The following is a 23617-nucleotide window of genomic DNA, read 5'->3' as shown; positions in this document are numbered from 1 at the left end:
TTAACCTCCTTTCATACTTGAAAGTTCTTTTATGGCTTCCTTTACCATCCCAAGAAACCGTTCCGAATACTCAATTACACTCTCGGCTTCTTCGTGTGTGAATTCATACCCTATCCCATAGTCAGCCCTTTCACGTATCTCTCTTGCAGTGCTAATTGCTTTCAGATAGTATTCCTCAATAATACCTTCTTTTACAAATTCCAGACCAAGCTGTGCAATGACCCCTTTGTGGGTTTTTGGGAAAATATTCCTGGTACTCAGCAGTGCCCGCGCTGAGTAGTGCATGCTGTAGTATGCCCTGCTAATGGCATCGCTATACATTCTTTTTTCAAATAAGAATGTTGCAGAAATGAGTTTTGATTCCGCTTCTTTTATGAGAAGCCCGGCTTCATCCAATCGCCACACCCTCTCTTGCAATGTTCTGGTAAAATCCGGTGTTTATTTTTTTCATGAAAGAATACTCTTCAACTGATACGGCTTTTGCCGAGATATACACTCCAGTCCGAAGCAAAATCCCGACTGTTATTTCTGAAAGGTTTTTCTGCATTTCAAACCTGTTCCCGCTCGTAATAACAAGCACATCTATATCGCTTTCTTCTGTGGCTTCTCTTCTTGCATAGCTGCCGAAAAGGATGATCTCTTTAGTTTGATCGCTGTATTTTTTCTTTACTGAGGAAATGAATTGTTGTAAGATTGGTTCTTTGTTAATGGGATTTTTAGGGAGGGCACTAGCATCTATCATAGCGGTATTGCCTCCTTCAGGATGCTGTTGCGGATTCGTTCGCGGAGTCCTTTCTCTGTTACAACATCAACTTTACAGTGCAATAATTCCTGCAGGTCCATTAAAAGCCCGCCCAGGTCAAAGAGGCTGCGTCCGGGCTCCATATCTACCAGAAAGTCGATATCGCTGTCCTTATCCGCTTCTTTGCGGGCGACTGAGCCGAAGATGCGGACATTGCGAGCGCCGTGCTTCCTGGCGATGCGGAGGATGGCAGGGCGGTATAGAGAGAGGGGGGGTGTTGCGTGGGGCATAAGTTTGGTCAATGTGGATTGTTCAAATTATTGATCTTAAATTGACATCTTTGAATATGTTTACTTCCAAAATCCAATAGAAATTTTTCCAGAATGTCATCAACAAATATCTTATGGAATTCTTCATATTGCTCTTTCAAAATCGGAGTTAGGCCGTGTGCATACAGTGAATTATTTCTGACATTCAATGAGTTCCACAGATATTTTTCTTTTTCAGTATATATTTTAGCCAGAGGATCTTCACGGTTCTTTTTTACAAGTAATTCATAGCTTTCTTTTAGACCGATTTTGATTTTGTTATCTTTTTTATCTCTTTTTGCTTCATATTCATTTTTATAAACATCAGGAAGTTTTTCCACATCAATATTGGCAGTAAGGATTGAATACTCTAACCGTAATCTCAATTGTATCAACAGCTCTAACGCCCTGTAAAGCCTTCCAGTGGCATCATCATATTTACCCTGTTTTGCTCTCCTTTGGGCATTTAAAACAATATCTTCAACAATCTCATAACCACATCCCTTTTGCGATAGACTCAAGCCTTCTATTGCAGTTTTATCAAAATCTTCATCAAACTTTTTATGGCTCCATAGTACAGCCTCCAAAAACATCACATTTTTTACATACCACCTGCGATAATTATGCAGTAATCTCCATGCTTCAAAATGATCGAAACGATCCCATGCAAGATATGCTTTTGAGATATTAAGATATTTACCAATCTGTGCATCGATTTCATCAGGTATATTTGGAATCTTTGCAGTATCTTCAAGAATACTTATGGCGCCGTCATAATCATATCTGTCCATTAGATTTTCAGCAATTTCTACCTGTCTTTTCAGAAAAACCATGTTCATTTGAGTGAGCCGTATCCTTTGAGTTCCATTTTGAACTTTTATCAAATCAGTTCGTGTTCCTTTAACAAGACAGACAGTTATTCCACTTATATCCATAGCAGCTGCCCCAAGTCCAACGCTCATGGATTTTGTTCCGCCTGTATAATCAATAATGATTTCTGCACCGGGATTCTTATCTTTAATAGTTTTGAGTAAGCTCAGACTTTCAATATAGCACTCATTAAGATCGTCAAAATTCTTTATTTTATGTATGTGCTCCTTCTCCCATTCGTTATCCTTATTTAATCCGACTTGTTTAAGAATATTTACTTCATCCGGATTTTTTGGGTCTTTTCCACATACTTTTCCATCACCAACCACTGTATTATAGCTGCCTTTGACTATATCTAAATCATCAGAACAGATAAAATATACATCATCCGGAAAATTCTGATTGATTGATGTAATTATTGGTGCACAGGAGCCGCCGACGGTAAGAACGAGGATTTTCATTTTTCCTCCATAACTTTCACTTTCACCCATCCCGGTGGGAATTCTCCTTTAATGAGACGGCGAGATATTTTATTATCAGGTCGTTCTTTTGCTAAATTTATGGTCACAGAATTATATCCTGAACCCCATCCAAGCCTTAAAATAAATGAATTTGCATTTTTTAAGGATCCCATATCTTTTGCCAGTTGTTCATATTTTTCATAAGCATAACTTGTTTTTGAGCTTCCATAAAATTCTAATTCTTTATTTATGACCATTCCATAAAATTCGTTACATGATGAAATTATTTTTTTTATGTTAATATCAATGAATTCACTTTTCTTCTTCAGATCTTCATCTATCCAAATATCATGAGATGCAACTGCTGCCCTGTCAAAATAATATGATTTTGTTCCTTCAAACATCATATTATACCCTGATGCAGAAAATATATCCTTTTTTGAAAATGTTTTTACATTATAAATCTTCATATCGTCAAAAGCTAAAGGTAAAGAATCAGAAATTTTCAAAACTCTGAAAGGGTCATCCTGTGGATTTCTATATCCGAAAACATCCTTTTCGATATTTTCGCTTCCTGTCAGCGGTTTAGGAGTCATTGAATAAAGTAATGCAGTCCTTATTGCACCCTTTACGGAACTCCCTGGAATAAACGGTCTGCTTGATGTCTTTATGAACGTCTGTATAGATAACTGATTATTCGGATCGTTCTTTTTATCCTCATATACTTCCAGCACATCAGAATCAATTTCCATTGAATATTCCTGAACTTTTGAAGTATCTGCCATCTCTTTAATGAAATTACGTGTTTTTATCATATCAGAGGTTGAGATTTTTAAAAACTCCTCTTTATTCGCTTTATCAAGAGATAAAATAAATTTTGGAAGATTTATTCGATAAAACCTGTCTTTAATAAAATATTCATATGGTTCAATGGTTTCGCCATTTCCTATAAACACCGGGGTCAGAGTCTCCAATATCATTTTCATATTTTCATTCCCACCGCAAAAGCATAGCCATATTGTTTGATCTTCTCGTCAGAATGGACATTAGAAACCAATTTGCCATAATATTCCTTAACATTATTTGTTTTGAAAACAGAACCTGCCTGAAACATACGAACCGGTTTCTTAAAAGGTGTTCTTGAATTCCCGGAAGCATAATGTCCTCCAAGTTTTCCATATTTCACCTGCATATCATACCATCCTTCGACAGGATCATTTTCGGATGGAACAAATGAAGAAAGAGAAACAAAAGTATTCGGATTTTCAGGAGAATTAAACTTATATTCTTTAATATCAATTAATTTGAAATGACCTTTTCCAGTAGTTTTCTTCTTTCCAAATCCATTCAATGAAATGAATTTGAATATCTTTTCGATAAATTCTTTATCGATCCCATTAATTTTTATGAAAAATGAAATGTTTGTTTCATTTGAATAAAAAGTTTCATCCTGTGTAAAAAGACCTCCTTCTTCATTAGTATGAGAAGTTACACGATTGATAGCATTTTTATAAAGTGTAATGTTTTTTTCTGGATAATAAACTTCATGTTTTTCGTCTATCTTTCGTTTCAAATAATCATTTTCAGATAAACCATTTATTATTTCTTCAAACACATCTTTATTGATCAGCTTTTCTTTCTTGAATTTTTTTAATTTTTTCAGGATATCAATTATTTCTTTTTTCGAATCATTTTTGATTTTTCCTGATTGTTTTACGATTTCAATAAGCTGTTCTCTGGCAACAGGTTCACGTAATGGCTTAGGAAAAAATCCTGTGGGAAAACCATTTGAGATTATCAACGGTGGTGAAGTTTGATATTTTGAGAGAAAATCTTCAAGTTCTTTTTCCCCATCCATGTACCTTATCGCCCAGCAAATTGAACCGAATATAGTATCTGCTTGAAAGGGTGTCAAGAATGATGATTCAGGATGAAGAATTATTTCATATGTTTTCATATATTAAAATCCACTTCTGATGTAAGACCTGAGCTATCATACATTTTAATATTGTTGAACTTCACTTTTCCTGAGCCTCTACTTCCAGAACCGCCAAGAGCGTCATTTTCTATTAATTTCAACCCTTCTTTGACATATTGAAGCAAATCAAGATCAGTCTTGCCTGCATCATCCATATCGAATACACGATATACAAGTTCGAAATTAAATATAATTCCGGCAGGGACACGCTCAATTGACCTTGGAGTTGCACTTGCATTAATTCGTTTTATAGTGTTTTCAAATTTTTCTTCAGAATAAGGCAGTCCTTTATCTATTTTCAATTTCTTTAATTTCTCAACAGATTCAGGGTCAAGATGTGCATCTCGAACTAACAGCCTTCCAGGTCCAATATCAGATGTATTGGCAGATGTCCCAAAGATTCTGCAAACAGGACAGGTTGTTACTTTACAATTATGTCCCTTAAAGCGATGCACTTCACCCCCATTTTCATACATTTCATATTTCAATTCCAATAGCGAGCGCATCCGCCCCTTAATAGATGAACCTGGAATATAAGGAAAACCTGTAATAGGATGTTTTATGATTGGATTGTCCATTCCACCTATTTCAATAGTTTCAGACGAACCGCCTATGTGAAGACCGGTCATACACTCGATTTCTCCCCTGATTATTTTATGGGTAATCAATTTCATCTATGTTCCTCCTGGTTTATAATAATAATAAAAATAACCAACAACCGCTTCAAAAAATTTTACAAACCCCTTGAAATCCTTTTCATCAATGATTTTGTCAATACATGCATCAATAAAATCTTTAAATTCAGCAGGGGTTCTACTTGTTTTTTTTCCAACAGAATAAGCAACCTTGGATTTTAGCATTAAAATCAAAGCTTTTTGTTCATCAAATTTTCCATCTATTTGTGCTTCAATGGAACGAACTTCATTGAAAAATTTTCTTAATTGTGAACTGGTTAATTTCAAATCTGCAAATTTTTTCCCTAATGTTTCTGCTTCAACTGTAATTAGTACATCTTTGATTTTTTTCTTTTCTCCATCTTGATAATATCCGGTGGAAAGAAAACTCATATTCAAAGGTTGCGAAGGCGGTCTCTGATTAAAATTTCGTCCTCTATCATTTCTGAAATTTGTCCTGTCATAATCTCTCATTTCTTCTCCTCCCTGTTTTTGTATAATGCATAAGATACTGGAATTATCATATCTGACATTTCATCCCTCATTTTCAAAAGCCTCCGAATTATTTCATTTTCATTTGTTCCCATATTTTTATTTATAATATTTCGCCCAATATCGTATTTTATTCTTGAAAGATACATTATATCCCCTTCCTCAGCCATCCTGCAATATTTCAAGAGCCTGTTTACAAACGACGAATTGATTGGAGACTCACCGTTTTTGTTTTTCTTTAGTTCTGCATCAAGAAAATTGCCATAATCTATTAATTCAGAAAATTTTTGCCATTGGACAGTTTTATTAAACAAAGTTATCTGATTTTTATCCCCTTTTTTGGATTTCTCCAATTCTTCATCAGCAAGGTTTGAACTTCTTGCGATTGGAAACTTTGATTTTGACAGGAATATCCCGGCAGATAACGTGATATTTTGATTATTGCAGGTATAGCTCCTGAAATCCTGGTTTATTTTTTTAGATAATTCTATTATTTCATTCCAGGGACCTGCTATCAGGAGGTCGTCTCCCCCTGAATAGACAATGTAGCAATGAGGATAAAGCGTTTCCACCACATGATGTATCCACCCTGTAAAAAATAAATCAAGCATTCTGCTAAGCATGGTGACTCTGGAAATTGTGTCCCTGTCGCTATCATCTTTGTTATTTTTCTTAAGCCCCATACTAAATATGAGACCAAGATTATCAACATCGGCTTTTAAAATACCTAACAAAGATTTGCCCTCACTCAATCGAACTACACAATCAAAACTTGCTGTTTTGGGAAAACTGCCTTCTTGTATGAGACTACAATCATCTATTTTCTGGCAAGTTGCACATTGAGTGTTGCGATCTTTCAATTGATAAACATAATTTGCAATAATTTTGAATCCATCAGCTTTTCTGTCTAAATCCAGATTATTCAATCTGAGAATCAAATAGTAATCAGAGTCATCTAATTTATTCCGGACTGAAACATAATATGGAACATCAGAGAAAAATGAAAGACAATCCTGATGTTTTGGTTTTATTTTTGAGAAAGCAATATATTTAGCATCAAGCAGAGAATTGCCGATTTTTGCATCGAATTCACATTTTTTACACAATTCCTGATTTTCATTTACAGGTATTTTGACGCAGCTTTTACAGACATTATTTATTTCAATATCCGATAAGAAACTATCATTCCATTTGTTTTCTGAAACAAGATTTTCGTTGAATTTATGCAACTTTGCGCTGTCAAGTTTATCGCTTATTCTATCAAACACTCTTGAAAAACCTAAATCGTCGCCACTTTTCTCTATTTCCAATCCTTTTCCTGAGAATTCAATGTATTCCAGATTTAAAGATAAATTTCCCTGAAACTCATTTAGCAGCCATTCAGATACATTTTTCTTGATATTTATGAATTTATCTCTGGTTGCTTCTGTATTTGGAGCAATAATGAAAAATCTGCCGCCAGAAGAAATAATATTGCATACTGAAGGTAGATTTAACCCATCCAGAAGTCTTTGTGGAACGACTTCAGAGATCATACTGATATAAAAAGACCTTGCACGCAATCTTTTTGCAACTCCGCCGACTCCCACTGATGCTATATCGTAGATATATTTCTGGATTCCGGAAATATCTCCCCCTATTAATAAAAATTTTTGTGTATTTCTGTCATTAATAGATTTACCATCCCATTGATTAATCGAATCATGGAATTTGTATAAACATGCTGAAATTGCACAAGTTGTTTTCAAATGGTCAAACAATGAAATATCCGGTGTATTTTTATAAACCGCAGAGGGGATGCACCACGCATATTTTTGGAGAATATAATATAAACTATTAAAATATTTATTAAAATCCGATATTCCCTTTATTGTATCTACTTCGCCAATGAACTTATTCCAGAGATTTCTGTAATCAGATTTTAAATCCACCTTTCCATCTTCGATTTTAGGGAATAGACTATTTTCATCAAGAGATAATGTTGTTAGAGGTATGCGCCATTTATTATTTTGTTGGTCAATACCAAGATTGATTTCTGAAAATATCGATATCAAAGGTTCGTTGATCCTTTTCCCCAAATCATCTTCATCCCGATCATCTCGTTCTCCTGAAGAAAGCCAATCGCTGACCATTAAAATCTTTAATAATTCGTATCCTCCCGAACCAAGTTTGCCAGTTTCATGATGCATTGAAATAATTCCGGCTGCATCCTGCCACTGCTCTGGAATATGTTTCCTTAGAAATTTAGCTCCAAGCTCTTGATGCGTTCTCTTCTCCCCTGTCCCCTGCCAGAACTTCCCAACATCATGCACCACCGCCGCCAGCATCAGTTTCTCATAATCCTTATTATCACCCATACCGTTATTCATGTGACATTTCTTTATATATTTTTCTCAATATTTTCAACTTCAGTAAAAGCATCCTTTCACAAAACCACTTTGAACTCCTTCCTCACCATCTCTATCAGCTTCTTCTTACTCTTATTCTCAGCAGCGAACTTCCTGATGAACTCCTGCCATTCAGGCTCATTTCCTGCATAGATTTCCCTCACAGCAGATAGAAGACTGACCGCTTTATCATAATGAACGTGCGACTGCAAAATATCCTGATTGATGCGCAATCTGCAAAGCAAAGCCCCCTCATCAGGTGACTTCTGCGCTACTGAAAGTGCGACTTTAATCACCATCTCCACTGGAATATCCTTCATGAAGTTCTTTGCAAGCAAAGCCGAAAGCTCGGGTGATTTTTTCAAAAGATATGGCATCAATAAGAGTGCAGTTCCTCGATCTTTATTTTTCAAAATGCGATCACAAAGAGATTGCAGAACGGGCACCTCAGAAACATCTATCATAACCTTAAGCAGTTCTCCCACCTTCAGTAAGTCATTGATCCTTCCACGCTCAAGCGCCGTTCGCATGAGCATGGCTGATTCCTGTTTCATACCCTTATCCAGCGCTGCTCTTGAAACCGCAATTGTAGTCCCCTGAGAAATATTTGGCTCTGTGCGGACTGTATCTATTGCAGCCTGTAATTCGCCATCCTTCAACATTGCAAGAACAGCACTGCTCCTGTTCTTGATGGTTTTATAAAATGCTGATCTGAAAGCCCCGGAATTTCCGATCGCTTCGAATACCTCTTTTGCTGCTATGTATTTTTCTTCATCAAAACATCCTGACATAAGGTCAAGAGCCACATTAAGAGAGATATTGAAATCTATTATCTCAGGTCTCAAACCGATCAGCGCGCGGGCAATATCAAAATAGAGATCATTCAAATAATGCGATTCACCCGGCATAAGCAGTCCTTTTTTGGCAGCATCAAAGGCTTCCTCGAATCTCTTTTTCTCAAACAGTATTTTTGCCAGCCTGTAATAGTCCTCTTTATCCACAAGCGCATACATGGCAAGGCGCAGCCTCTCATCTGGCTTTCCAAGTTTTTCATAAAGCCCGTTAAGTATCCCCAGCGACTTTTCTTTATGATACCTGTAACTTGAATCTGATGCGATCTTCCTTGTCTCTTCCAATTTTTCAAGAAAATATTCTTCTACCCTTTTGATATTCTCATCATTGATCAAAAAAAGTAGCATGTCGCTTGCTTCCAGACCGTAATCCTCGATACGGGCAAGATTCATTATCTTGCCAAGGAGTGTGTTTTTATAAGCAGGATCGTTTATCTGCTCCACACATTCATTAAAATCTTTTATGCAGCTTATTGCAAAATCTCCCATGCTGCCGTTAGAATCGTCAGCGCCTTCATCAAATGCATCGACGCATCCTTCAACCAAGACAAAATATATATCAGCAGCATCTTTAAAAGATTTCTCTTCTTTCAGCCTGTCAGCGATATTTTTAATCTCATCAAGTTTGTCTATGGCATCGTCGATATGGTAGTAGTCAAGTTCTCCACTTGTTATCCAGGCTATCTTTTTGGAAATAGCATCTATATTAATTCTGGGTTTTTCTCTTTCCTCTCTGGTAAATTCAATGACAAGAGACGGATGTTGTTTTATTGCTCTCCCAATCATATTGATTATTTCATCTTTGCTTATCCCATCCAGAGATTCCAAGAATCTATCAGCATCAATAAATGAAGAAGGTTCAAACACCCATTTCAGGAGAAGCGCTGTTCCATGTTTGCACATATTTCCTACAGGGCATGTACATTTTGTGCTTATCTCTGAATCTTTGATCAAAGCTCTCACTTCATATGGTTCGTGAGAACTTCCCATCACCTGAGCAAAAAGAGTGTCCTCTAATTTTACAGTTCCCCGGGCATGACCGTTTTTATAATAATCCTGTCCCTTGAAGAACGTTGTATTTCCAAAAATTTGTTTAATTGTATCTTCTGTCAACTCTTTCATATTTCACCGGAATATTCTTCTGCCATGCCTCAAATCAGACCGTCATGCACTCTGCCGCATACATGCACCTTCTCTCGCATTCAGCCATTCCAGGGTCTTTCTCCTCGTAGACCATTTCTAACTTTTTATCCCTTTCCTCAATCCACCAGCTTCGCAGGTCGTCGCTTATATGGAAAAGGTCGCGCTCAATCAGAAGGCGGTCATCTTTAAAATTAAGGAAAACCGTGCATCCTATATCAACAGGAACCTCGTATATGCTTTCAAAAACAAGAGCATAGCCTGTTGCGTAGAGCTTGTAGGGGTTCACTTCTTCTTTTTTTATACCGGTTTTAACATCGAACATGATATTGTGCAAATAGTCGTAGCAGTCCACGCTGAGGATGCCGCTGCATCCTATCAGTTCACCGCTGATCTTATGTTCGATAAGGAAGGGCGCTGAAGTTGCGATCATATCTTCCTCTGTAGAATACGGCTGGCTGCTTGAGGCATCTGTGAATTTCGATTCGGCGTTAGTGAGAACATGCTTCCAGACCATTCCTGCATATTTTTTTATAAGTTCAAGGTTTCCCTGGATATGCGTCTCAAACTTCTGCGCATTATACCACTCTTCAAAAGCTGGATTGAAGTTTTTCCGCCGCACCTGCCTGTATGCTTCATTTATTGAGGCATGTGTGACAGAACCCAGAGATACAGGGTATGTCATCTCGCCTTTCTTTTTAAGCACATGCCTCAAATAAACATCCCTTGACGTTGGGCAGTACTTGCTGCATATAGAATACATTGGCAGCTTTACATCGTAATAGGGTTTCAATGGGGAATTGTCCCAGCTCCAGCCACGAAGTTCCTCTGTTACGCCGACACTCCTTGAAAGCGGGCGGAGCTTCTTTAAGAGCTGCTTATGTTCGATATCGTTTAAGTAGTATACCATAATATCACACTCATCACACTATCTGTACGCTTGAGTCCTTAACGAGACATGCGCCGCTGTTACTGATAATCTCAGCTGTGCCTGTACACCGGTCACACAGGGGAATGATAAAGATGCTGTCATGTCCATCGTTCACGAACTGGCTCACTCTTCTGGCAAGTACGGCCCTGTCATTAGCATTTAACTCACCCCTGAAAGCGCTGTACTGGATGCGGGCAAGACCAAAGGTCTGGAGCATGGTAGCAAGTCTTTTTCGCTGCCCGTCATCAGTTATATCGTACACTACGAGGCAATTCATATTATTGCGATCCTCCCCGCGCTGGTTATTTTGAAGCCGTTCCCCTCGCTCACATAACCCATTGCTCTGAGTTCCCTGAGATGGCTGTAAGCCATCCCCTTTGAGATGCCGATCTTTACAGCAATCTTGCTTACAGAGGTCTCACCGCCCTCAAGCCGTTCAAGTACCGCGCGCTTTGTATCCGAAATACCGAATCCAAGCAGAGGGAACTCGATCAAGAACTGGTCTTCCTCTGTAACATAGACCACCTGCTCTACCATTTCTTTCCTTGCATAGGATCCAAAGAGTGCGCCAAATGCCTGGGGCTTCCTGCCTCCAGAGACGTTCACGATTACCCGCTGCCCTTTTGCGTTCTCTTCTTCGATTATTGCAGCAACGTCCCTGGCAACTTTTACAACATCGTAGAGAGAGGTATATTTTTTCTCTACCTTAAGGACCGAGCCGAGGGTGTCAGTGATCATCTTCTCCGCACGCTCCTTCTCTTCGGGCGCCTTCTCCTCGGTCAGCAAGAGGATGCGTGAGGGTGAGAAGCGGGTGGCACAGACGATAACAGGCTCGATGGAATAGATGGTTGAGATGAGAGTGAGGGTGGTTGTCATTGATATGTATTTTGAATATAAATGTATATATTCTTTACTGAGTTATGAATATATATGATGTATTTGTGAGGAGTTGAGGTGTACAAATAGAACCTTCACGTTCATATCAGCAATAAGAAAAGCCATATCGGAATAAACAATACCCGGCGTCCTCCGGATTCTCCTTTCTTAAAGGTATCTTTTGTCACGACTATCCCGGTGTTCAGATCTTCCATCTTCATGAATTCTATGAGTCCTTTCAGGTCGGTATTTGTAGGATGCTCTCTGTACTTTATTTCGATTGGGATTACTTTTTTCGAGTCATCATATACGAAATCAACCTCATGTTTATTCTTCCAGTAGTAAGGCTCAAAGAACGGTTTTGACTCACGACCTTTTTTAATCAGGTGCCATGCCGCTATATTTTCTGCAGCTTTACCATCGTCCCTGTCCAGGGTTAGCGCTCTCCTGAGACCTTCTTCCCAGAAATATAGTTTCTTTGCCCGCTTCTCAGCCGCTTTCTTAGAGGGCGCAAAAACATCTGCTACGAACACCATCATTGAACTCTGCAGGTAATAAAGGTAGAGTTTCAAGGTCTCCCGGTCAATATCGAGCCTTTCGGATAATCCTTTGTAGGTGAACCTGTTGGTGGAAACGGCAGCAATATCCCGTACCATCTTTTCAAGAAGTATGGGGTCCTTCACTTTGAACACGCTTACGATGTCCTTGAACAGGATGAGGGCGAAATAATCCTCCACAATAGTTCTGTACCACTGCTCCATATCTCTGATCTTGAACCATTCAGGATACCCTCCCGTATCGAAGTACTGGCTAAGAAAATACAATATGCTCTGTTTATGTTCTATAATGCTGTGGTATGCTTTTTCAATATCTTCAAAACCCTCAAGGTCGGGTTTTTGCGGAAGCATCCCGGAAAGATCAATATTATTGAATTCCAGGAACTCCCGGAACGTCAGAGGAAAAACGTCCAGGAACCTTATCCGCCCTGCCAGGCTTTCTGAAGCGTCCAGATACAGGAGGGTTTTAGATGACCCTGATATTATGAACCTGCACTTTGCATGTGCATCTATGTAATATTTCAACTGCAACTGCCACTCTTTCATGACATGTATCTCATCAAGCAGGAAGTATGTTGATTCCCTGGACGGGTCTATGCCTGTAAGTTCATGGTATGTGTTCAGGATATCGTGGACGCTATCTATTTTTCCGATGAGGTCATCTATTTTCGCATAGACGATCTCTTCGGGTTTTTTGGTTTTGAGAAGAAGGTCTATGTACTGGTATAGTATGGTTGTTTTTCCGCTCCGCCTGATCCCTGAGAGGCAGATGATCCTTTCAAGTTTGTCGGATTGCTGTATCTTTTTGATATAATCCTGTCTCTCTGTTCCTCTGTCCAAAGGTGCGACGTTTTTTGTTTGCCACCAGTAGTTTCTTTTTTTGAGATAGCTTATCAGGAACTCTTTATCCATGTGCAAGTATAGTCAGCAGAATAAATATAAATGTTGCGGTTTATGTTTGCATCTAACAGTTTCAGCTAATAAAATCTTCTATCTGTTTGATGTTTACCTCTCTGATTAAAACCGAGCCAACGCCAATTTCTTCTGCGTGAAAGTGCTGTCCCCCATCATCCGTAAGTAATACAGCATTCCTTATCCGTGCTAATGCAATAAATTATGAATTCCTTAAGACCCCGTTGATGTCTTCCTTGGGTTCTAATTCACCCAGTTCATCGAGCAATTTACTGAAGCTTTTCCTGATTGTTATCTGTACTTCAGTTTTTTCTTTTAAGTTCAATTTTTTTAAGGGCTTCAATACGTTATCTTCGTATACTGCTTTTATTTGCATACTGAGATTAAGTTGTTTCTTAAACTTAAAAAGATATTGTTCCGGGTTTTACTGCATAAACACAGCCGCTTAAGCTGCAATCTCTTACGTATTTTAGAACAGATTACAAACATTTACGAAAAGCGGCGCTGTAAATAGCGATTTGTGTGCTGATTGATAGTATCAGTGAGGGGTTATGGTGCACAGGTGCATAGTAAAACAAAAGTATTATATATACAGTCTTACATTGAAACAATCATGAACCAGGGGAATTTATATGGAAGGATAGCGGCTGGCGCAGGGATGAGGAGGGAAGGGAGCGAAAAGAAAAATTATGTTAGTTTCAGCTTCAACACCAGATTTTTCGAGTAGTAAAATATCGAATTTTCCTTATGAAAATGCATTTAAACATCAATATGAGTTTTATGAAAAGCGTCGCTCAGACATTATTTTGAAATCTCCAACATCGTCTGGTAAAACTGATGCCTTTCTTTTTAGTTTTATAAACGATTATCTGGATGCAAAGAGCAAGGGGAAAAGGTTAAAAACGCTCTATCTGGTCCCCACGCGCCTCCTGATGCATTCCCAACTTGAGAATATAACCCCGCATTTAGATAAATTCAAAATTCCATATAAGATTTTAGAGAGCGGCTATACGTATGCTGAATTATTTAAATATTTATTAGAGAATGATTTCATAATTTCCTCTCCTGATATTATTTTTTATATTCTTCTCAGAAGGAAAAATACTCAACATATTAACTTTCTATACCAAGAATTTATTAAGTCCCTACATAGCATAATCTTCGATGAACTTCACTTATTCGATACATATATACTTTTCAATATTAATAATCTGATTAAAATAATGAAAAATATTAAAATAGACACTTATATCTATCTTTTAAGCGCAACCATAGAACTGAAAGACGTTATCAACCCCTCTGAATATGTCATAATTGATGGAGTAAGCAAAACAAGAGAAATACAGGTTTCTGGGCAAGAACTCGATTATTTTAATTACAAAAATGTCATAGATTTTTTAGAGAAGAATAATTTAACGAAAGATGTTATTTATGTCTGCAATTCTGTCGATCGTGCAATTAGATTACATAAATTTTTTGAAAACTCAGCAATTCTAATTGGTAAAACATGGTATGAAGAAGAGGATGATTTATCGCGAGAGGAAAAGATAAAAGAAAATTTAGATAAGTGTAAAAAAGGGGCGCTAACCTTTACAACCTCTGTTTTTAGGCAAGGTATCGATATCGGAATAAAGACATTGGTAACTGAAGAACCGCCAAATCTCCAAGATGCTATACAAACATTTGGTCGCTGTGGTCGGAGAGAAAATAGTACTTTCATTATGCTAACAAATAGAAGTCCTTTACTTGTGGAGTTGAATTCGAAGACCAGTGTTTCGCGAAAAGAATTCGAAGAGCTTTTCTCAAAATATTTCACACCACATGAATATGAGAATCTTAAAAAAATGATGAATGCCATGTGGTATAAGCTTTACAATACTACCAGACTAAAAGAGTATGTTGAGTTTTTACTTAACGATATAATGAAAAACGATTTCGAAGAATTTAAAGAATATTTACCGGATTTGAGTTTCAGAGAACCTGTTCCAGCGGTGCAATATGATGACTTAGCAATAAACCTTTTCGAAATACTCAGATTTAAAGATGCTTACAAAAACATTTATCCCAGCAACGATTCATTTATGGTGGGTGAATTGAAGGATGGAGGGAGATTTATAAAGAGAGAATATAAAAAAGCTGCCAAGAAAGACTTTCCTACGTTTACATTAATAGAATCCAAACGATACAAGGAAACTGGATTATATAATTTAACCCTAAAATTAATAAACATAAAATTTAAAGTAAACGCAAAAGTAGGGAAAGTAGGAGAGTTTCCTTATACATTTTTTGATCCACATAAGTTAATCCCGATTCAAAAATCATTTGAGTTAAAAACATTTTTTGAGTGATAACATGGAAGAAAATTTGTTATTTAAGCCAGTAAAAGATGATGGAATAAACAAAGAGACTTTTATTGAGCATGCAATCAAAACGTATCATGTAGGAAATTTTTTATTCGATAAATTGAAATTAAATATTGATATGAAAAAATACCTCTACGCTTGCTTTTTTCATGACGCAGGTAAATTGGTAATAGAATTGGGAAAAGTAGGGCATACTCCAAAGTCCAAAGACGGATTAGATTTATTAAAAAATTTGAATGAATATCAAATTTTGTTAAAAAACTTTGAGTTGGGCGATTATTCAGATGATAAAGAAGTATTACATGCTATTGAAAAACACCACGATTCTGATAATGAATTAAGTGCTTTTACTTCAATTGCTGATCAAATAGCATCATCTTCAAGTAATGATGACCTTAAAAACCGATTGAAAATGCTGCCAATTTCTTCTTTGATTACTTATTTAAATGAAATGCATGGATTTAATAAATATAATTTTTATAGTATAACTATTCAATCATTCTCAAAAAACGAGCTGAACGCGATTGGAAAATTAATTCTATTGAAATTACTTTATGAATCAATCGGAGAATTAAATGATATTAAGCTGCTGTATGAGACTTTGAACGGATGCAGAGTTGTAACAACATTAGAATGGGGAGAATTACGTTTAAAGATTTCAGAAAAGTTTTATAACAATATCGTATCATTCATACAAGAACAAGACCTGAGTCAACTTCTACGTGGTGCGCCAGATGCTTATTGGCAGTGCAATGTTTTACCTGAAGAAGTTTTATCTAAAATAAATCTATTCACTGTCGATAAGTATATTAGTGACATTCTAAGAGACATTAAAGATAAAAGTATCCAGAAGATCGAAGATGTAGGATTTACTAAACAGAATCTCATTGATTTTACGGAACTACGTGAACTTAAAAAATATAAATCAAATATCAATAATACAAAGAAAAAACTGTTAGCTGATGAAAATGGTAAATTTCCCGAATGGATAGTTTTAACTTTATATAAGGATAAAGAGAAAATCCAATCATCGCCAGAAGCTGGAGAACCTATTTTAGAGAATCTACTTAAAAAGGTGGGGGTAAATACAGATGCGATAACTAATAAAAAAATTGTCTACGAAAAATTGGTTTCTTTAGCAGTCGCAATCAACTCATTAAAATCATATAAATCAACTTTTAGTCTCAATTTGAATAATTTTATCACAATAGATGGTAGAGTATCAATAGATGCGATTGCAAAAAATCAGGATTATGTATGTGCAAATTGTGGTACTTTTGCAGGCAAAATTCCTCTTTCCACTTTTACACTTGAAGAAAAGAAACACTATCGTGAAGTGTTATTCAGAAAAAATAACGCAGAGATAAGAAATGAGAAAATTTTAATATGTGAAATGTGTCATGTAGAGACATTACTAAATGCATTTTTATGCGGTGTAACTTATGACCGCCGACAAGCAAGAGTAGACACAAAAACGCATCTTGTATTATATGGTTTAGATATCGATAAAGACCTTATTAATAGTATAACTGATAAAAAATTGATTGATAGACTTCTTAAGGACTTTAAAATCACGAGCGAATCCATTTATGTAAAAAATCGGACCGATTTACAGATTATTTTGTTATCATTATCAGAGTTTAATGTTGGTATCAAAAATGAAATTTATAGGCAACTTCTTTTTTCACTGTTGGCGTTTAGATTAAAAGAAAGGAATCCACTGATAACATCGTTCAGCATTAATTCACTACCTAAGAGCCTAAATAACGAAATTGTACAATTTGCAGAAGGCGATTTGAATATCAAGCATGGAAAACCTATTGATTATTTTGAGTATGTTTACGCTTATGTTAACGCTAAGTACGATCAGAAAAGAGACTATATTCTGGAATACTATAATAATCCATTCATCGGTATTGCACAAATTTTCAAGCGAGAGTTTTTGCTATACGATGAACAAACTGAAAAGGTGGTGAAAAAATTGGCTGAGAACGATATATTGCATGAAATAACAGATCAAATATGGGAAATGGCAAAACTCGGAGGTGGACTGGAAACAGGAAAAAACGTGGGTTCTTTTTTGGGAATGTTCAAGGGAAGAGCCGAAGATGTTGATAAGCTCGTAAACAAGCTACTGAAAAATGAAAAACTTTCAGCAGAGCAAAGAACGAAAATTATTGAAATCCACCAAAGAACGAGAGAGATATTAATAAATTTGACCGAAGAAAAAAGGAAAGAATTAAAAGATTATGTCCAAAAAACAAAGTATCTTTTTAATTCTAAAAAATTTTATGAAATAAAGAAAGGTAAGGAGGCAATTTAATGACAGGAAACGAAATAAAAATTTTGAACAGTTTATCTGAATTTGAAAATTTTGGGAAAATAATAAAAACCGCAGTTGGTGCAGAAATAGAAAAAGTATATCTAAGAAATAATAGGTATCTGGCAATTATAGGATACAAGGTACTAAAAGATTTTGCACGGTTTACAAGCCATGAAGATTTCAGCATGGACAAAATAGACTACAATGGAAAAACAAGGATATACTTAACTGGCCTGAAAAGAAGAGCTGTAATGCGGAGAGCGAGTGAGGCAATTTTAAGAGAGTACAACCAAAATTATGTTTGTGCAACGCCTGATCATCAATGCATGGAGTGCTATAATTGCTATGCATATGGAGGAGTTATTGCAATTAAAGATAAAACAAAAGCAATAAAATCAAGAATCAAAACAACTACTTCGTTTTCCATTCAGACTGATGAGGAAGCTACTATTGATGAGCCGGAATTTCATAATATAATTCGTAAGGATTTGAAAATGGAACAGGCTCCTACAGGTGAACAGAAAAAAGCAAGCTTATATGAAATGGTTTTGATTAAACCAGGTACAGTATTTCCCTTTATAGATATTATATTCAATCCCACAAAGTTTGATCTATCCATGTATTTGGAAACTTTAAAAAGGGCTGATGCTGAAGGCTATGGTTCACGAAGTTCTCTACTTGGGACGATGGAATCCAAAATACTGACTGTTACGGATAATTTAAATATTTCGCAAAAAGAATTGCTTGAGGGGATAAAAGTAGATGAGAAAGGGAACATCAATGAGAATCAGATAAATAGTTTGCTAAAAGAAAATTTGGTGGATGAAGATAAGTTAGAAGCATTACGTAAAGAACTACCGACTCTAATCGAAGCGCATAAAAATGAACTTTATGGCAAAACTACGTGATTTCAATGGAACTTTTCGCGTTGGAATTCGAATTAGAGGAGTTTGGACAGAATGTTTCACATCTGATTAGAAAAACATACTATACGCATGATTTTTTCACAGATAGACAAGTCCATGCCTCTATAACTAAGGAATTTGATCTGCTTGGAAGGGACAAATATGAATATAAAATAGTTCCCTGTACATTGGCAATTCCCTTGAAGGTTGATAAAAAGAGAATCTGGTTTTCTACAGTAAATGCGGATTTTCAAAAAGAAAAAACGGGTGGGCTAACATATATTACAGAAGGTTATCAGGAATATTTAGCGCCTGGTTCTAGATTTTTAGCATTTTCTTTTATTAAACCCGAACATAAAGCCATTTTTATAGGTAAAAAAGGAGCCTTAGCAATCATAGATAAGGTAAGCAAAGTAAATTATAAAATAGTAAATAATTCGTGGACATCATTAGACCTTGTATACCTAAATGATTACGAAAAGTTTTCAGGGTCAGATATTCTTGAAGTGAAGCTAAAGGATGCATCTCAAAGATTTTTAATCGGACAATTTAGATGCGCAAAAACGTTAGAAATCGAGTATAATGACCAAAAGTTTAGCTTTTATACCATTCTGAAATCCCTTGAATAGGGATAATCTTTGATATTGAGTTGCTTAGTTTGGGTGAGTCTTGTTTGACTCTTAAATCCTCATTTTACGAGGATTTCTGAAATTTTAGAAGACTTCCAGATCTATCTTTCAATCCTCATTTTATAAGGATAATATAACAATGTTTTAGTAAGCATTCATTATAGATAAAAGCTTTGTTCTATAGAACTGGAAGTCCAAAAACTTAAGTACAAAGAAAACAATTTTACCTGTAGCTGGGCTGGGCAGGTTTCCGGCAAGAAATCACATGCCTCAGTCCAATACAGGAGGTATTATGTATGTATTAAAACCGCAAATAACTTGCGGTCGTTTGATGAAGATCATCAAAATAGGAGGAGAAAGGACGCACAGATCTTTCCCAGTTTTATGTACTGAACAAGATAAAATATATAAAGTTAGGACTTGGGATATTGATATCGCCATGAGCATTCAAGTCGGAGATCATGTGCTCGTGAACCAGGATGAAATAATAAAATTATATGACAATAAAATTGCGGCGGTGGTGTAATGACGAAACCCTCCCGAATAGTCTTTGAATCGTTTTGTGATATGGCGGTAATGCTGGGTTTTAAAATTGAACGGCACCGCAATAAACTGACAATTTTATTTAATAGCGACAATGAACCCGCTGATATACTGCGATAATTTTATCTTAAAAAATCATTTTCAAAGGCTATCGATGTAAAGACCTAAGCAGGTACTTGCAGATTAACTCTCATGCTCCCCCTCGCCAAACCCCCCGCACGCCTCTCCTTCCCCACTTCGGTCACCTTCCCCTACTGGATGGGCAACACCTTCCGGGGCGGCTTCGGCATACACCTGCGCCGCGCCTGCTGTCCTGCCTTTGCTGCGATCCCCCCGCATCGGTTCAACCAGCGGCGCCTGTGTGAAAGAGAAGGCTGCCCGGGATTTTGTGGAAGCGCCACAGATTTATCGCTTCCGCCCCTATTTCTTCGGATCCATAATGACAAACTTTAACTTGTTATAAACATAAAAAGTACATCATGCCTTTTGAAGAGTCTGGTTCAACGGTTGCGGTAGAGCTTAGCCATGCACTTGGCTTACCTGAGGATGAGCTTATCCACAGAGGCTTGATTTCTTTCATCGAGAAGGAGATGCGGCTTGCTGAGATGGATATAGCTGACATGAGGGACAGGTATAACGTAGCCTCAAAAGAGGAGCTGTATGAGGCGATAAAGTCAAAAAAGATACCGAGCCATCCGGCGTGGGAAGATTATATCGTCTGGAAAAATAAGGAAAAATACATAGAAGACCTGAAGACGCGCCTCAGCAGGGTGCTGTAGATGTTTTTGACCTATCAGACGCTTAAACAGATTTCTGAGGATGAGTTTTCGCATATTGTAAGGAAAACGAGATTTATTGGAGGCAGATCGGCAGAGCCTAACAAGTTAAGGATGTATTTTATTGATGGCAGTTTCCTCGATGTCTGGTTAAGCGAGGAGAGTGACTATTCGTATCACTGGGAACAGAGGGCTCAGCGAGGATTGATTCACCGCTGGGATAACGCGCCCGATCATCCTGAAATCGAATCGTTTCCAGACCATTTTCATGATGGCACAGAGAATAACATTCTGAGCAGCGAACTGGATAGGGATAGCACACATGCTTTCAGGCAAGTTCTTGGATTTATTGAGAAGAAATTAAAAGAGCTTAAAACTAGCGGCGACTGAAGTTAGCTTCTTTTTTTGTAGAAGATCACAGACTTAATGCAAAGACTTGAGGATTTACCTGCATATCTGCTCAATATGCTTACCCCCCGCCCGCCTATCCTTCCCCACTTCGGTCACCTTCCCCTGCTGGATGGGCAGCACCTGCCGGGGCGGCGTGCACCTGCGCCGCGCCCCATCATTGCTGCGCCTGAGCGCCAATAAGAACAAAGGCTGGATGCGATTTGCGAACACACCGGCGCATTAAATCTGCTTTCATCTGTGTTTATCTGCGGTTTTATTTTTTCTGCACTCATCACACACAAAATATACCATCGTCTCTGCCATCGTACCGCAAACACCCGCAGCGACATCATGCCTGGTAATTTCCTTGATCAACTCAACCTCATCGTCTGAGATTTCACCCTTTCCGCACTTGAAGCATTTGTACAGAGAACCCTCCACCTTTACGTCAGCCATGTCGCCGAGGATATACCCGTACTCTTCAAATTCCCTGGGGATGCGTGTCTTAACTTCTTTCGCTATCCTGAGCCCGTATTTAACAGTCCACAGCGCTTCAGCCAGGCTTATTTCAGCAAAAATGCTGAGATTACCCCACATTTTTATGATTTTCCTTTGAAAATCCTGCTTCGTGATGCTGTGGCTCCCAAAGCAGTCTTTAAGCCCCATCTTCCAGACGTCTATCAGCAGGGTGATGTACTGGAGTTTACCATTCGTTCTTTCCCGCGACACAACAATGGCATAACTTCCCTCGCTCTTTGATTTCAGCACCTTATATACAGGCAGTGCTTCGTTCACTTCCTTTCTCACAGTCACTGGTCTGTAATAATCACAGTTCTCATCACATCCATCTGATGCTCTATTCAAACCGCAGCACTTAGAACATATCTCTTCTCCCCGGACAGGACAGATCCTGTTCGGCAATCTTCTATTACAGAGCGGGCATAATTTTTTCTTTGTCATCAGCCACCTTAAAGTACTGCAATCTCTATGGTTTAAGTAAACTGTCGCCTATTAAACATATCGATGATAGAAGACGTCAAAATCTCAGCTTAAAGATATGAATAAAGAACCGTATCTCAACGAAAGAAGGAAGCAAATACAGCTTGCTGTCGAAAAATTTGTATCATTGATTCGGGATGTTAACGGGGTTATCGAAGTCGCTCTTTTTGGCTCAGCAGCTTCAGATAAAGCTGTTCCAGGGGACTTTGATCTGATGGTTTTCATAGAGAATACAGACTGCATATCGCAGGTCTCAAAAAGCATAAGAAAGACCTCTCATATATTCCATGCCCATGATGTGTTTGTTTTTGATAAGAACAGGAACTATCTTGGAAGGATATGCCAGCGGGGCACCTGCCCGACATCTTCTGTGGAATGTTATGTCAGAGATTGTGGAAAGATCCAGTACCTGAAGCAGATAGATGGATTCGTGTTCAAAGAGAAGGAGGCATTTATCGGAAAGCCGGTCATTGTCTGGCTCAATCCGGGACAGAATGAAAGTATAAGTCAGCAGTGGTTCAACGAGTTAGTGAAAATGCAAAAGACTTAAGGATTCACTTGCATATCTACATTCATGCTCCCCCTTGCCAAACTCACCGCCCGCCTCTCCTTCCCCACTTCGGTCACTTTCCCCTACTGGATGGGCAACACCTTCCGGGGCGGCTTCGGCGTGCACCTGCGCCGCGCCTGTTGCCCTGATCTAAAGAGGGATTGTTACTCATGCGATGCCAGGGAGGACTGTATCTTTTATTATACTCACATGAAAAAAGACTCAAAGGTGGGTTACGGTGCTCCTCCCAAGCCCATTGTTTTTATTCCCCCGTTTTTCGGGAAAAGCTTCATCGTTCCTGAAAACGGTTTCCTTGATGTGGGTATTCTTCTGTTTGGCAGGTTTACCCGTTTCCTTCCCCATGTGGCACTTGGGCTCTCCATGCTCGGACAGAGCGGCATCGGTTCTGAGAGACATTATGACATTAATAAGTTCAGGCTGGATGAAATGAGATGCAGCTTCTCTGGAGATGTTGTTTATGATGGCAATACGATAAATATCGGTGCAATGAGAACAATTGATCTGGCTGATTATACCAGTGATGGCATTTCTGTTACTGACAGACTTTCCATCGGCTTTGAGACACCCATTATGGTTAAGACCGGCAAATTCCCGCCTGGATTGGAGAAGCTACTTGGCATGATTCGCCAGCGACTGATTCTTTACGTTAATGAATATGGTGATGGCGCAAAGATTCCTGATTTTGAATGCAGCGCATCCATAAAATCTTCAAGTATCCATTTTCATAACATTAAGAGCAGATCGCAAAGGGAGGGTAAAAGGGACTTCTTTACATATACAGGGACTGCCGAATATTCCATTCAGAAAATAGACGAGAATGCGATTCAATTACTCCGCATTGGTTTACTCATAGGTGCTGGCCCTAAACCATCATTTGGGCTTGGATTTATAAAAATGATTGATTAAAAGGAAGTCTTACAGGATAACCATGTGCTTCCA

General features: G+C 37.8%; 27 protein-coding genes. 9 read left to right on the top strand and 18 right to left on the bottom strand.

All coding sequences use genetic code 11. The features are described from left to right. From CL181_RS02640 to CL181_RS02570, 15 genes are all read right to left on the bottom strand, one after another. A complete protein-coding gene (locus tag CL181_RS02640) occupies positions 1-396 on the bottom strand; it encodes a HEPN domain-containing protein (protein ID WP_097297693.1) in 396 nt (131 codons plus the stop codon). Beyond that, positions 389-742 carry a nucleotidyltransferase domain-containing protein gene (locus CL181_RS02635; protein WP_097297692.1) on the bottom strand — a complete coding sequence of 118 codons (354 nt, stop codon included), beginning with the start codon at positions 740-742 and terminating at the stop codon, positions 389-391. The genes CL181_RS02640 and CL181_RS02635 overlap by 8 nt, the downstream gene beginning before the upstream one ends. After that, complete coding sequence (locus CL181_RS02630; RefSeq protein WP_097297709.1) at positions 739-1032, bottom strand: nucleotidyltransferase family protein; 294 nt, start codon at positions 1030-1032, stop codon at positions 739-741. Before CL181_RS02630 ends, CL181_RS02635 begins: the two co-directional genes overlap by 4 nt. Before the next feature lie 8 nt (positions 1033-1040). After that, positions 1041-2381 carry a TIGR02710 family CRISPR-associated CARF protein gene (locus CL181_RS02625; protein WP_176505022.1) on the bottom strand — a complete coding sequence of 447 codons (1341 nt, stop codon included), beginning with the start codon at positions 2379-2381 and terminating at the stop codon, positions 1041-1043. Continuing rightward, complete coding sequence (gene csm5, locus CL181_RS02620) at positions 2378-3361, bottom strand: type III-A CRISPR-associated RAMP protein Csm5 (RefSeq protein WP_255251373.1); 984 nt, start codon at positions 3359-3361, stop codon at positions 2378-2380. The genes CL181_RS02625 and csm5 overlap by 4 nt, the downstream gene beginning before the upstream one ends. Before the next feature lie 2 nt (positions 3362-3363). After that, on the bottom strand, positions 3364-4338 hold the full coding sequence (gene csm4, locus CL181_RS02615; protein ID WP_097297689.1) for a type III-A CRISPR-associated RAMP protein Csm4: 975 nt from the start codon (positions 4336-4338) through the stop codon (positions 3364-3366). Further along, entirely contained in the window at positions 4335-5033 is a 699-nt protein-coding gene (csm3, locus tag CL181_RS02610) for a type III-A CRISPR-associated RAMP protein Csm3 (RefSeq protein ID WP_097297688.1), read from the bottom strand. Before csm3 ends, csm4 begins: the two co-directional genes overlap by 4 nt. Then, positions 5034-5507, bottom strand: a complete 474-nt coding sequence (csm2, locus tag CL181_RS02605) for a type III-A CRISPR-associated protein Csm2 (RefSeq protein WP_097297687.1) — start codon at positions 5505-5507, stop codon at positions 5034-5036. Further along, the gene (cas10, locus tag CL181_RS02600) at positions 5504-7882 is read right to left on the bottom strand and encodes a type III-A CRISPR-associated protein Cas10/Csm1 (protein WP_176505020.1); all 2379 of its coding nucleotides are present in this window, start codon (positions 7880-7882) and stop codon (positions 5504-5506) included. Before cas10 ends, csm2 begins: the two co-directional genes overlap by 4 nt. Before the next feature lie 68 nt (positions 7883-7950). Beyond that, positions 7951-9885, bottom strand: a complete 1935-nt coding sequence (locus CL181_RS02595; protein WP_097297685.1) for an SWIM zinc finger domain-containing protein — start codon at positions 9883-9885, stop codon at positions 7951-7953. Between the two features lie 34 nt (positions 9886-9919). Then, entirely contained in the window at positions 9920-10813 is an 894-nt protein-coding gene (gene cas4a / locus CL181_RS02590; RefSeq protein ID WP_097297684.1) for a type I-A CRISPR-associated protein Cas4/Csa1, read from the bottom strand. Between the two features lie 13 nt (positions 10814-10826). Further along, positions 10827-11111, bottom strand: a complete 285-nt coding sequence (cas2, locus tag CL181_RS02585; RefSeq protein ID WP_097297683.1) for a CRISPR-associated endonuclease Cas2 — start codon at positions 11109-11111, stop codon at positions 10827-10829. Continuing rightward, complete coding sequence (gene csa3, locus CL181_RS02580; RefSeq protein WP_097297682.1) at positions 11108-11710, bottom strand: CRISPR-associated CARF protein Csa3; 603 nt, start codon at positions 11708-11710, stop codon at positions 11108-11110. The genes cas2 and csa3 overlap by 4 nt, the downstream gene beginning before the upstream one ends. A 101-nt stretch (positions 11711-11811) precedes the next feature. Continuing rightward, complete coding sequence (locus tag CL181_RS02575; RefSeq protein ID WP_097297681.1) at positions 11812-13179, bottom strand: ATP-binding protein; 1368 nt, start codon at positions 13177-13179, stop codon at positions 11812-11814. Between the two features lie 202 nt (positions 13180-13381). Then, the gene (locus tag CL181_RS02570; protein ID WP_097297680.1) at positions 13382-13555 is read right to left on the bottom strand and encodes an antitoxin AF2212-like protein; all 174 of its coding nucleotides are present in this window, start codon (positions 13553-13555) and stop codon (positions 13382-13384) included. A 313-nt stretch (positions 13556-13868) separates the two neighbouring features. Here CL181_RS02570 and CL181_RS02560 point away from each other — a divergent pair, with 313 nt between their 5' ends. From CL181_RS02560 to CL181_RS02540, 5 genes are all read left to right on the top strand, one after another. After that, positions 13869-15527 carry a DEAD/DEAH box helicase gene (locus tag CL181_RS02560; RefSeq protein ID WP_097297678.1) on the top strand — a complete coding sequence of 553 codons (1659 nt, stop codon included), beginning with the start codon at positions 13869-13871 and terminating at the stop codon, positions 15525-15527. A gap of 4 nt (positions 15528-15531) precedes the next feature. Next, positions 15532-17865, top strand: coding sequence for an HD domain-containing protein (locus tag CL181_RS02555; RefSeq protein ID WP_097297677.1), 2334 nt, complete (start codon positions 15532-15534; stop codon positions 17863-17865). Beyond that, positions 17865-18773: a type I-D CRISPR-associated protein Cas7/Csc2 gene (gene cas7d, locus CL181_RS02550; RefSeq protein ID WP_097297676.1), complete on the top strand. Its 909-nt coding sequence runs from the start codon at positions 17865-17867 to the stop codon at positions 18771-18773. The genes CL181_RS02555 and cas7d overlap by 1 nt, the downstream gene beginning before the upstream one ends. 5 nt (positions 18774-18778) lie before the next feature. Next, a complete protein-coding gene (locus CL181_RS02545) occupies positions 18779-19399 on the top strand; it encodes a hypothetical protein (RefSeq protein ID WP_097297675.1) in 621 nt (206 codons plus the stop codon). A 331-nt stretch (positions 19400-19730) separates the two neighbouring features. Next, a complete protein-coding gene (locus CL181_RS02540) occupies positions 19731-19925 on the top strand; it encodes a hypothetical protein (RefSeq protein WP_141398771.1) in 195 nt (64 codons plus the stop codon). A gap of 268 nt (positions 19926-20193) precedes the next feature. On the opposite strand, the gene CL181_RS19675 is transcribed toward CL181_RS02540, so the two are convergent. Further along, the gene (locus CL181_RS19675; RefSeq protein ID WP_141398770.1) at positions 20194-20388 is read right to left on the bottom strand and encodes a hypothetical protein; all 195 of its coding nucleotides are present in this window, start codon (positions 20386-20388) and stop codon (positions 20194-20196) included. A gap of 33 nt (positions 20389-20421) precedes the next feature. Here CL181_RS19675 and CL181_RS02535 point away from each other — a divergent pair, with 33 nt between their 5' ends. Together CL181_RS02535 and CL181_RS02530 are read left to right on the top strand one after the other, a co-directional pair. Beyond that, complete coding sequence (locus CL181_RS02535; protein ID WP_097297673.1) at positions 20422-20721, top strand: hypothetical protein; 300 nt, start codon at positions 20422-20424, stop codon at positions 20719-20721. Next, positions 20722-21108 carry a DUF6516 family protein gene (locus CL181_RS02530; RefSeq protein ID WP_097297672.1) on the top strand — a complete coding sequence of 129 codons (387 nt, stop codon included), beginning with the start codon at positions 20722-20724 and terminating at the stop codon, positions 21106-21108. A gap of 54 nt (positions 21109-21162) precedes the next feature. Here CL181_RS02530 and CL181_RS20035 read toward each other — a convergent pair whose 3' ends face one another. Next, complete coding sequence (locus tag CL181_RS20035; protein ID WP_176505019.1) at positions 21163-21339, bottom strand: hypothetical protein; 177 nt, start codon at positions 21337-21339, stop codon at positions 21163-21165. Positions 21340-21360: 21 nt separating this feature from the next. Beyond that, complete coding sequence (locus CL181_RS02525) at positions 21361-22068, bottom strand: hypothetical protein (protein ID WP_097297671.1); 708 nt, start codon at positions 22066-22068, stop codon at positions 21361-21363. Positions 22069-22165: 97 nt separating this feature from the next. On the opposite strand from CL181_RS02525, the gene CL181_RS02520 reads away from it, so the two are divergent. After that, complete coding sequence (locus CL181_RS02520; RefSeq protein ID WP_097297670.1) at positions 22166-22657, top strand: nucleotidyltransferase domain-containing protein; 492 nt, start codon at positions 22166-22168, stop codon at positions 22655-22657. A gap of 24 nt (positions 22658-22681) precedes the next feature. Next, entirely contained in the window at positions 22682-23584 is a 903-nt protein-coding gene (locus CL181_RS02515) for a hypothetical protein (RefSeq protein WP_141398769.1), read from the top strand. The last annotated feature ends 33 nt before the right edge of the window (positions 23585-23617 follow it).

The organism is Candidatus Methanoperedens sp. BLZ2 (assembly GCF_002487355.1).
GTDB lineage: Archaea > Halobacteriota > Methanosarcinia > Methanosarcinales > Methanoperedenaceae > Methanoperedens.
The sequence above is the reverse complement of the archived record's forward strand: the minus strand, read 5'-3'. Positions and strand labels throughout refer to the sequence as shown.

What these genes read in the sequence shown, in the direction of transcription:
- CL181_RS02635 (WP_097297692.1), bottom strand. Translation starts at nt 742, where the DNA reads ATGATAGATGCTAGTGCCCTCCCTAAAAATCCCATTAACAAAGAACCA.
- CL181_RS02630 (WP_097297709.1), bottom strand. Translation starts at nt 1,032, where the DNA reads ATGCCCCACGCAACACCCCCCCTCTCTCTATACCGCCCTGCCATCCTC.
- CL181_RS02625 (WP_176505022.1), bottom strand. Translation starts at nt 2,381, where the DNA reads ATGAAAATCCTCGTTCTTACCGTCGGCGGCTCCTGTGCACCAATAATT.
- csm5 (WP_255251373.1), bottom strand. Translation starts at nt 3,361, where the DNA reads ATGATATTGGAGACTCTGACCCCGGTGTTTATAGGAAATGGCGAAACC.
- csm4 (WP_097297689.1), bottom strand. Translation starts at nt 4,338, where the DNA reads ATGAAAACATATGAAATAATTCTTCATCCTGAATCATCATTCTTGACA.
- csm3 (WP_097297688.1), bottom strand. Translation starts at nt 5,033, where the DNA reads ATGAAATTGATTACCCATAAAATAATCAGGGGAGAAATCGAGTGTATG.
- csm2 (WP_097297687.1), bottom strand. Translation starts at nt 5,507, where the DNA reads ATGAGAGATTATGACAGGACAAATTTCAGAAATGATAGAGGACGAAAT.
- cas10 (WP_176505020.1), bottom strand. Translation starts at nt 7,882, where the DNA reads ATGGGTGATAATAAGGATTATGAGAAACTGATGCTGGCGGCGGTGGTG.
- CL181_RS02595 (WP_097297685.1), bottom strand. Translation starts at nt 9,885, where the DNA reads ATGAAAGAGTTGACAGAAGATACAATTAAACAAATTTTTGGAAATACA.
- cas4a (WP_097297684.1), bottom strand. Translation starts at nt 10,813, where the DNA reads ATGGTATACTACTTAAACGATATCGAACATAAGCAGCTCTTAAAGAAG.
- cas2 (WP_097297683.1), bottom strand. Translation starts at nt 11,111, where the DNA reads ATGAATTGCCTCGTAGTGTACGATATAACTGATGACGGGCAGCGAAAA.
- csa3 (WP_097297682.1), bottom strand. Translation starts at nt 11,710, where the DNA reads ATGACAACCACCCTCACTCTCATCTCAACCATCTATTCCATCGAGCCT.
- CL181_RS02575 (WP_097297681.1), bottom strand. Translation starts at nt 13,179, where the DNA reads ATGGATAAAGAGTTCCTGATAAGCTATCTCAAAAAAAGAAACTACTGG.
- CL181_RS02570 (WP_097297680.1), bottom strand. Translation starts at nt 13,555, where the DNA reads ATGCAAATAAAAGCAGTATACGAAGATAACGTATTGAAGCCCTTAAAA.
- CL181_RS02560 (WP_097297678.1), top strand. Translation starts at nt 13,869, where the DNA reads ATGTTAGTTTCAGCTTCAACACCAGATTTTTCGAGTAGTAAAATATCG.
- CL181_RS02555 (WP_097297677.1), top strand. Translation starts at nt 15,532, where the DNA reads ATGGAAGAAAATTTGTTATTTAAGCCAGTAAAAGATGATGGAATAAAC.
- cas7d (WP_097297676.1), top strand. Translation starts at nt 17,865, where the DNA reads ATGACAGGAAACGAAATAAAAATTTTGAACAGTTTATCTGAATTTGAA.
- CL181_RS02545 (WP_097297675.1), top strand. Translation starts at nt 18,779, where the DNA reads ATGGAACTTTTCGCGTTGGAATTCGAATTAGAGGAGTTTGGACAGAAT.
- CL181_RS02540 (WP_141398771.1), top strand. Translation starts at nt 19,731, where the DNA reads ATGAAGATCATCAAAATAGGAGGAGAAAGGACGCACAGATCTTTCCCA.
- CL181_RS02535 (WP_097297673.1), top strand. Translation starts at nt 20,422, where the DNA reads ATGCCTTTTGAAGAGTCTGGTTCAACGGTTGCGGTAGAGCTTAGCCAT.
- CL181_RS02530 (WP_097297672.1), top strand. Translation starts at nt 20,722, where the DNA reads ATGTTTTTGACCTATCAGACGCTTAAACAGATTTCTGAGGATGAGTTT.
- CL181_RS02525 (WP_097297671.1), bottom strand. Translation starts at nt 22,068, where the DNA reads ATGACAAAGAAAAAATTATGCCCGCTCTGTAATAGAAGATTGCCGAAC.
- CL181_RS02520 (WP_097297670.1), top strand. Translation starts at nt 22,166, where the DNA reads ATGAATAAAGAACCGTATCTCAACGAAAGAAGGAAGCAAATACAGCTT.
- CL181_RS02515 (WP_141398769.1), top strand. Translation starts at nt 22,682, where the DNA reads ATGCTCCCCCTTGCCAAACTCACCGCCCGCCTCTCCTTCCCCACTTCG.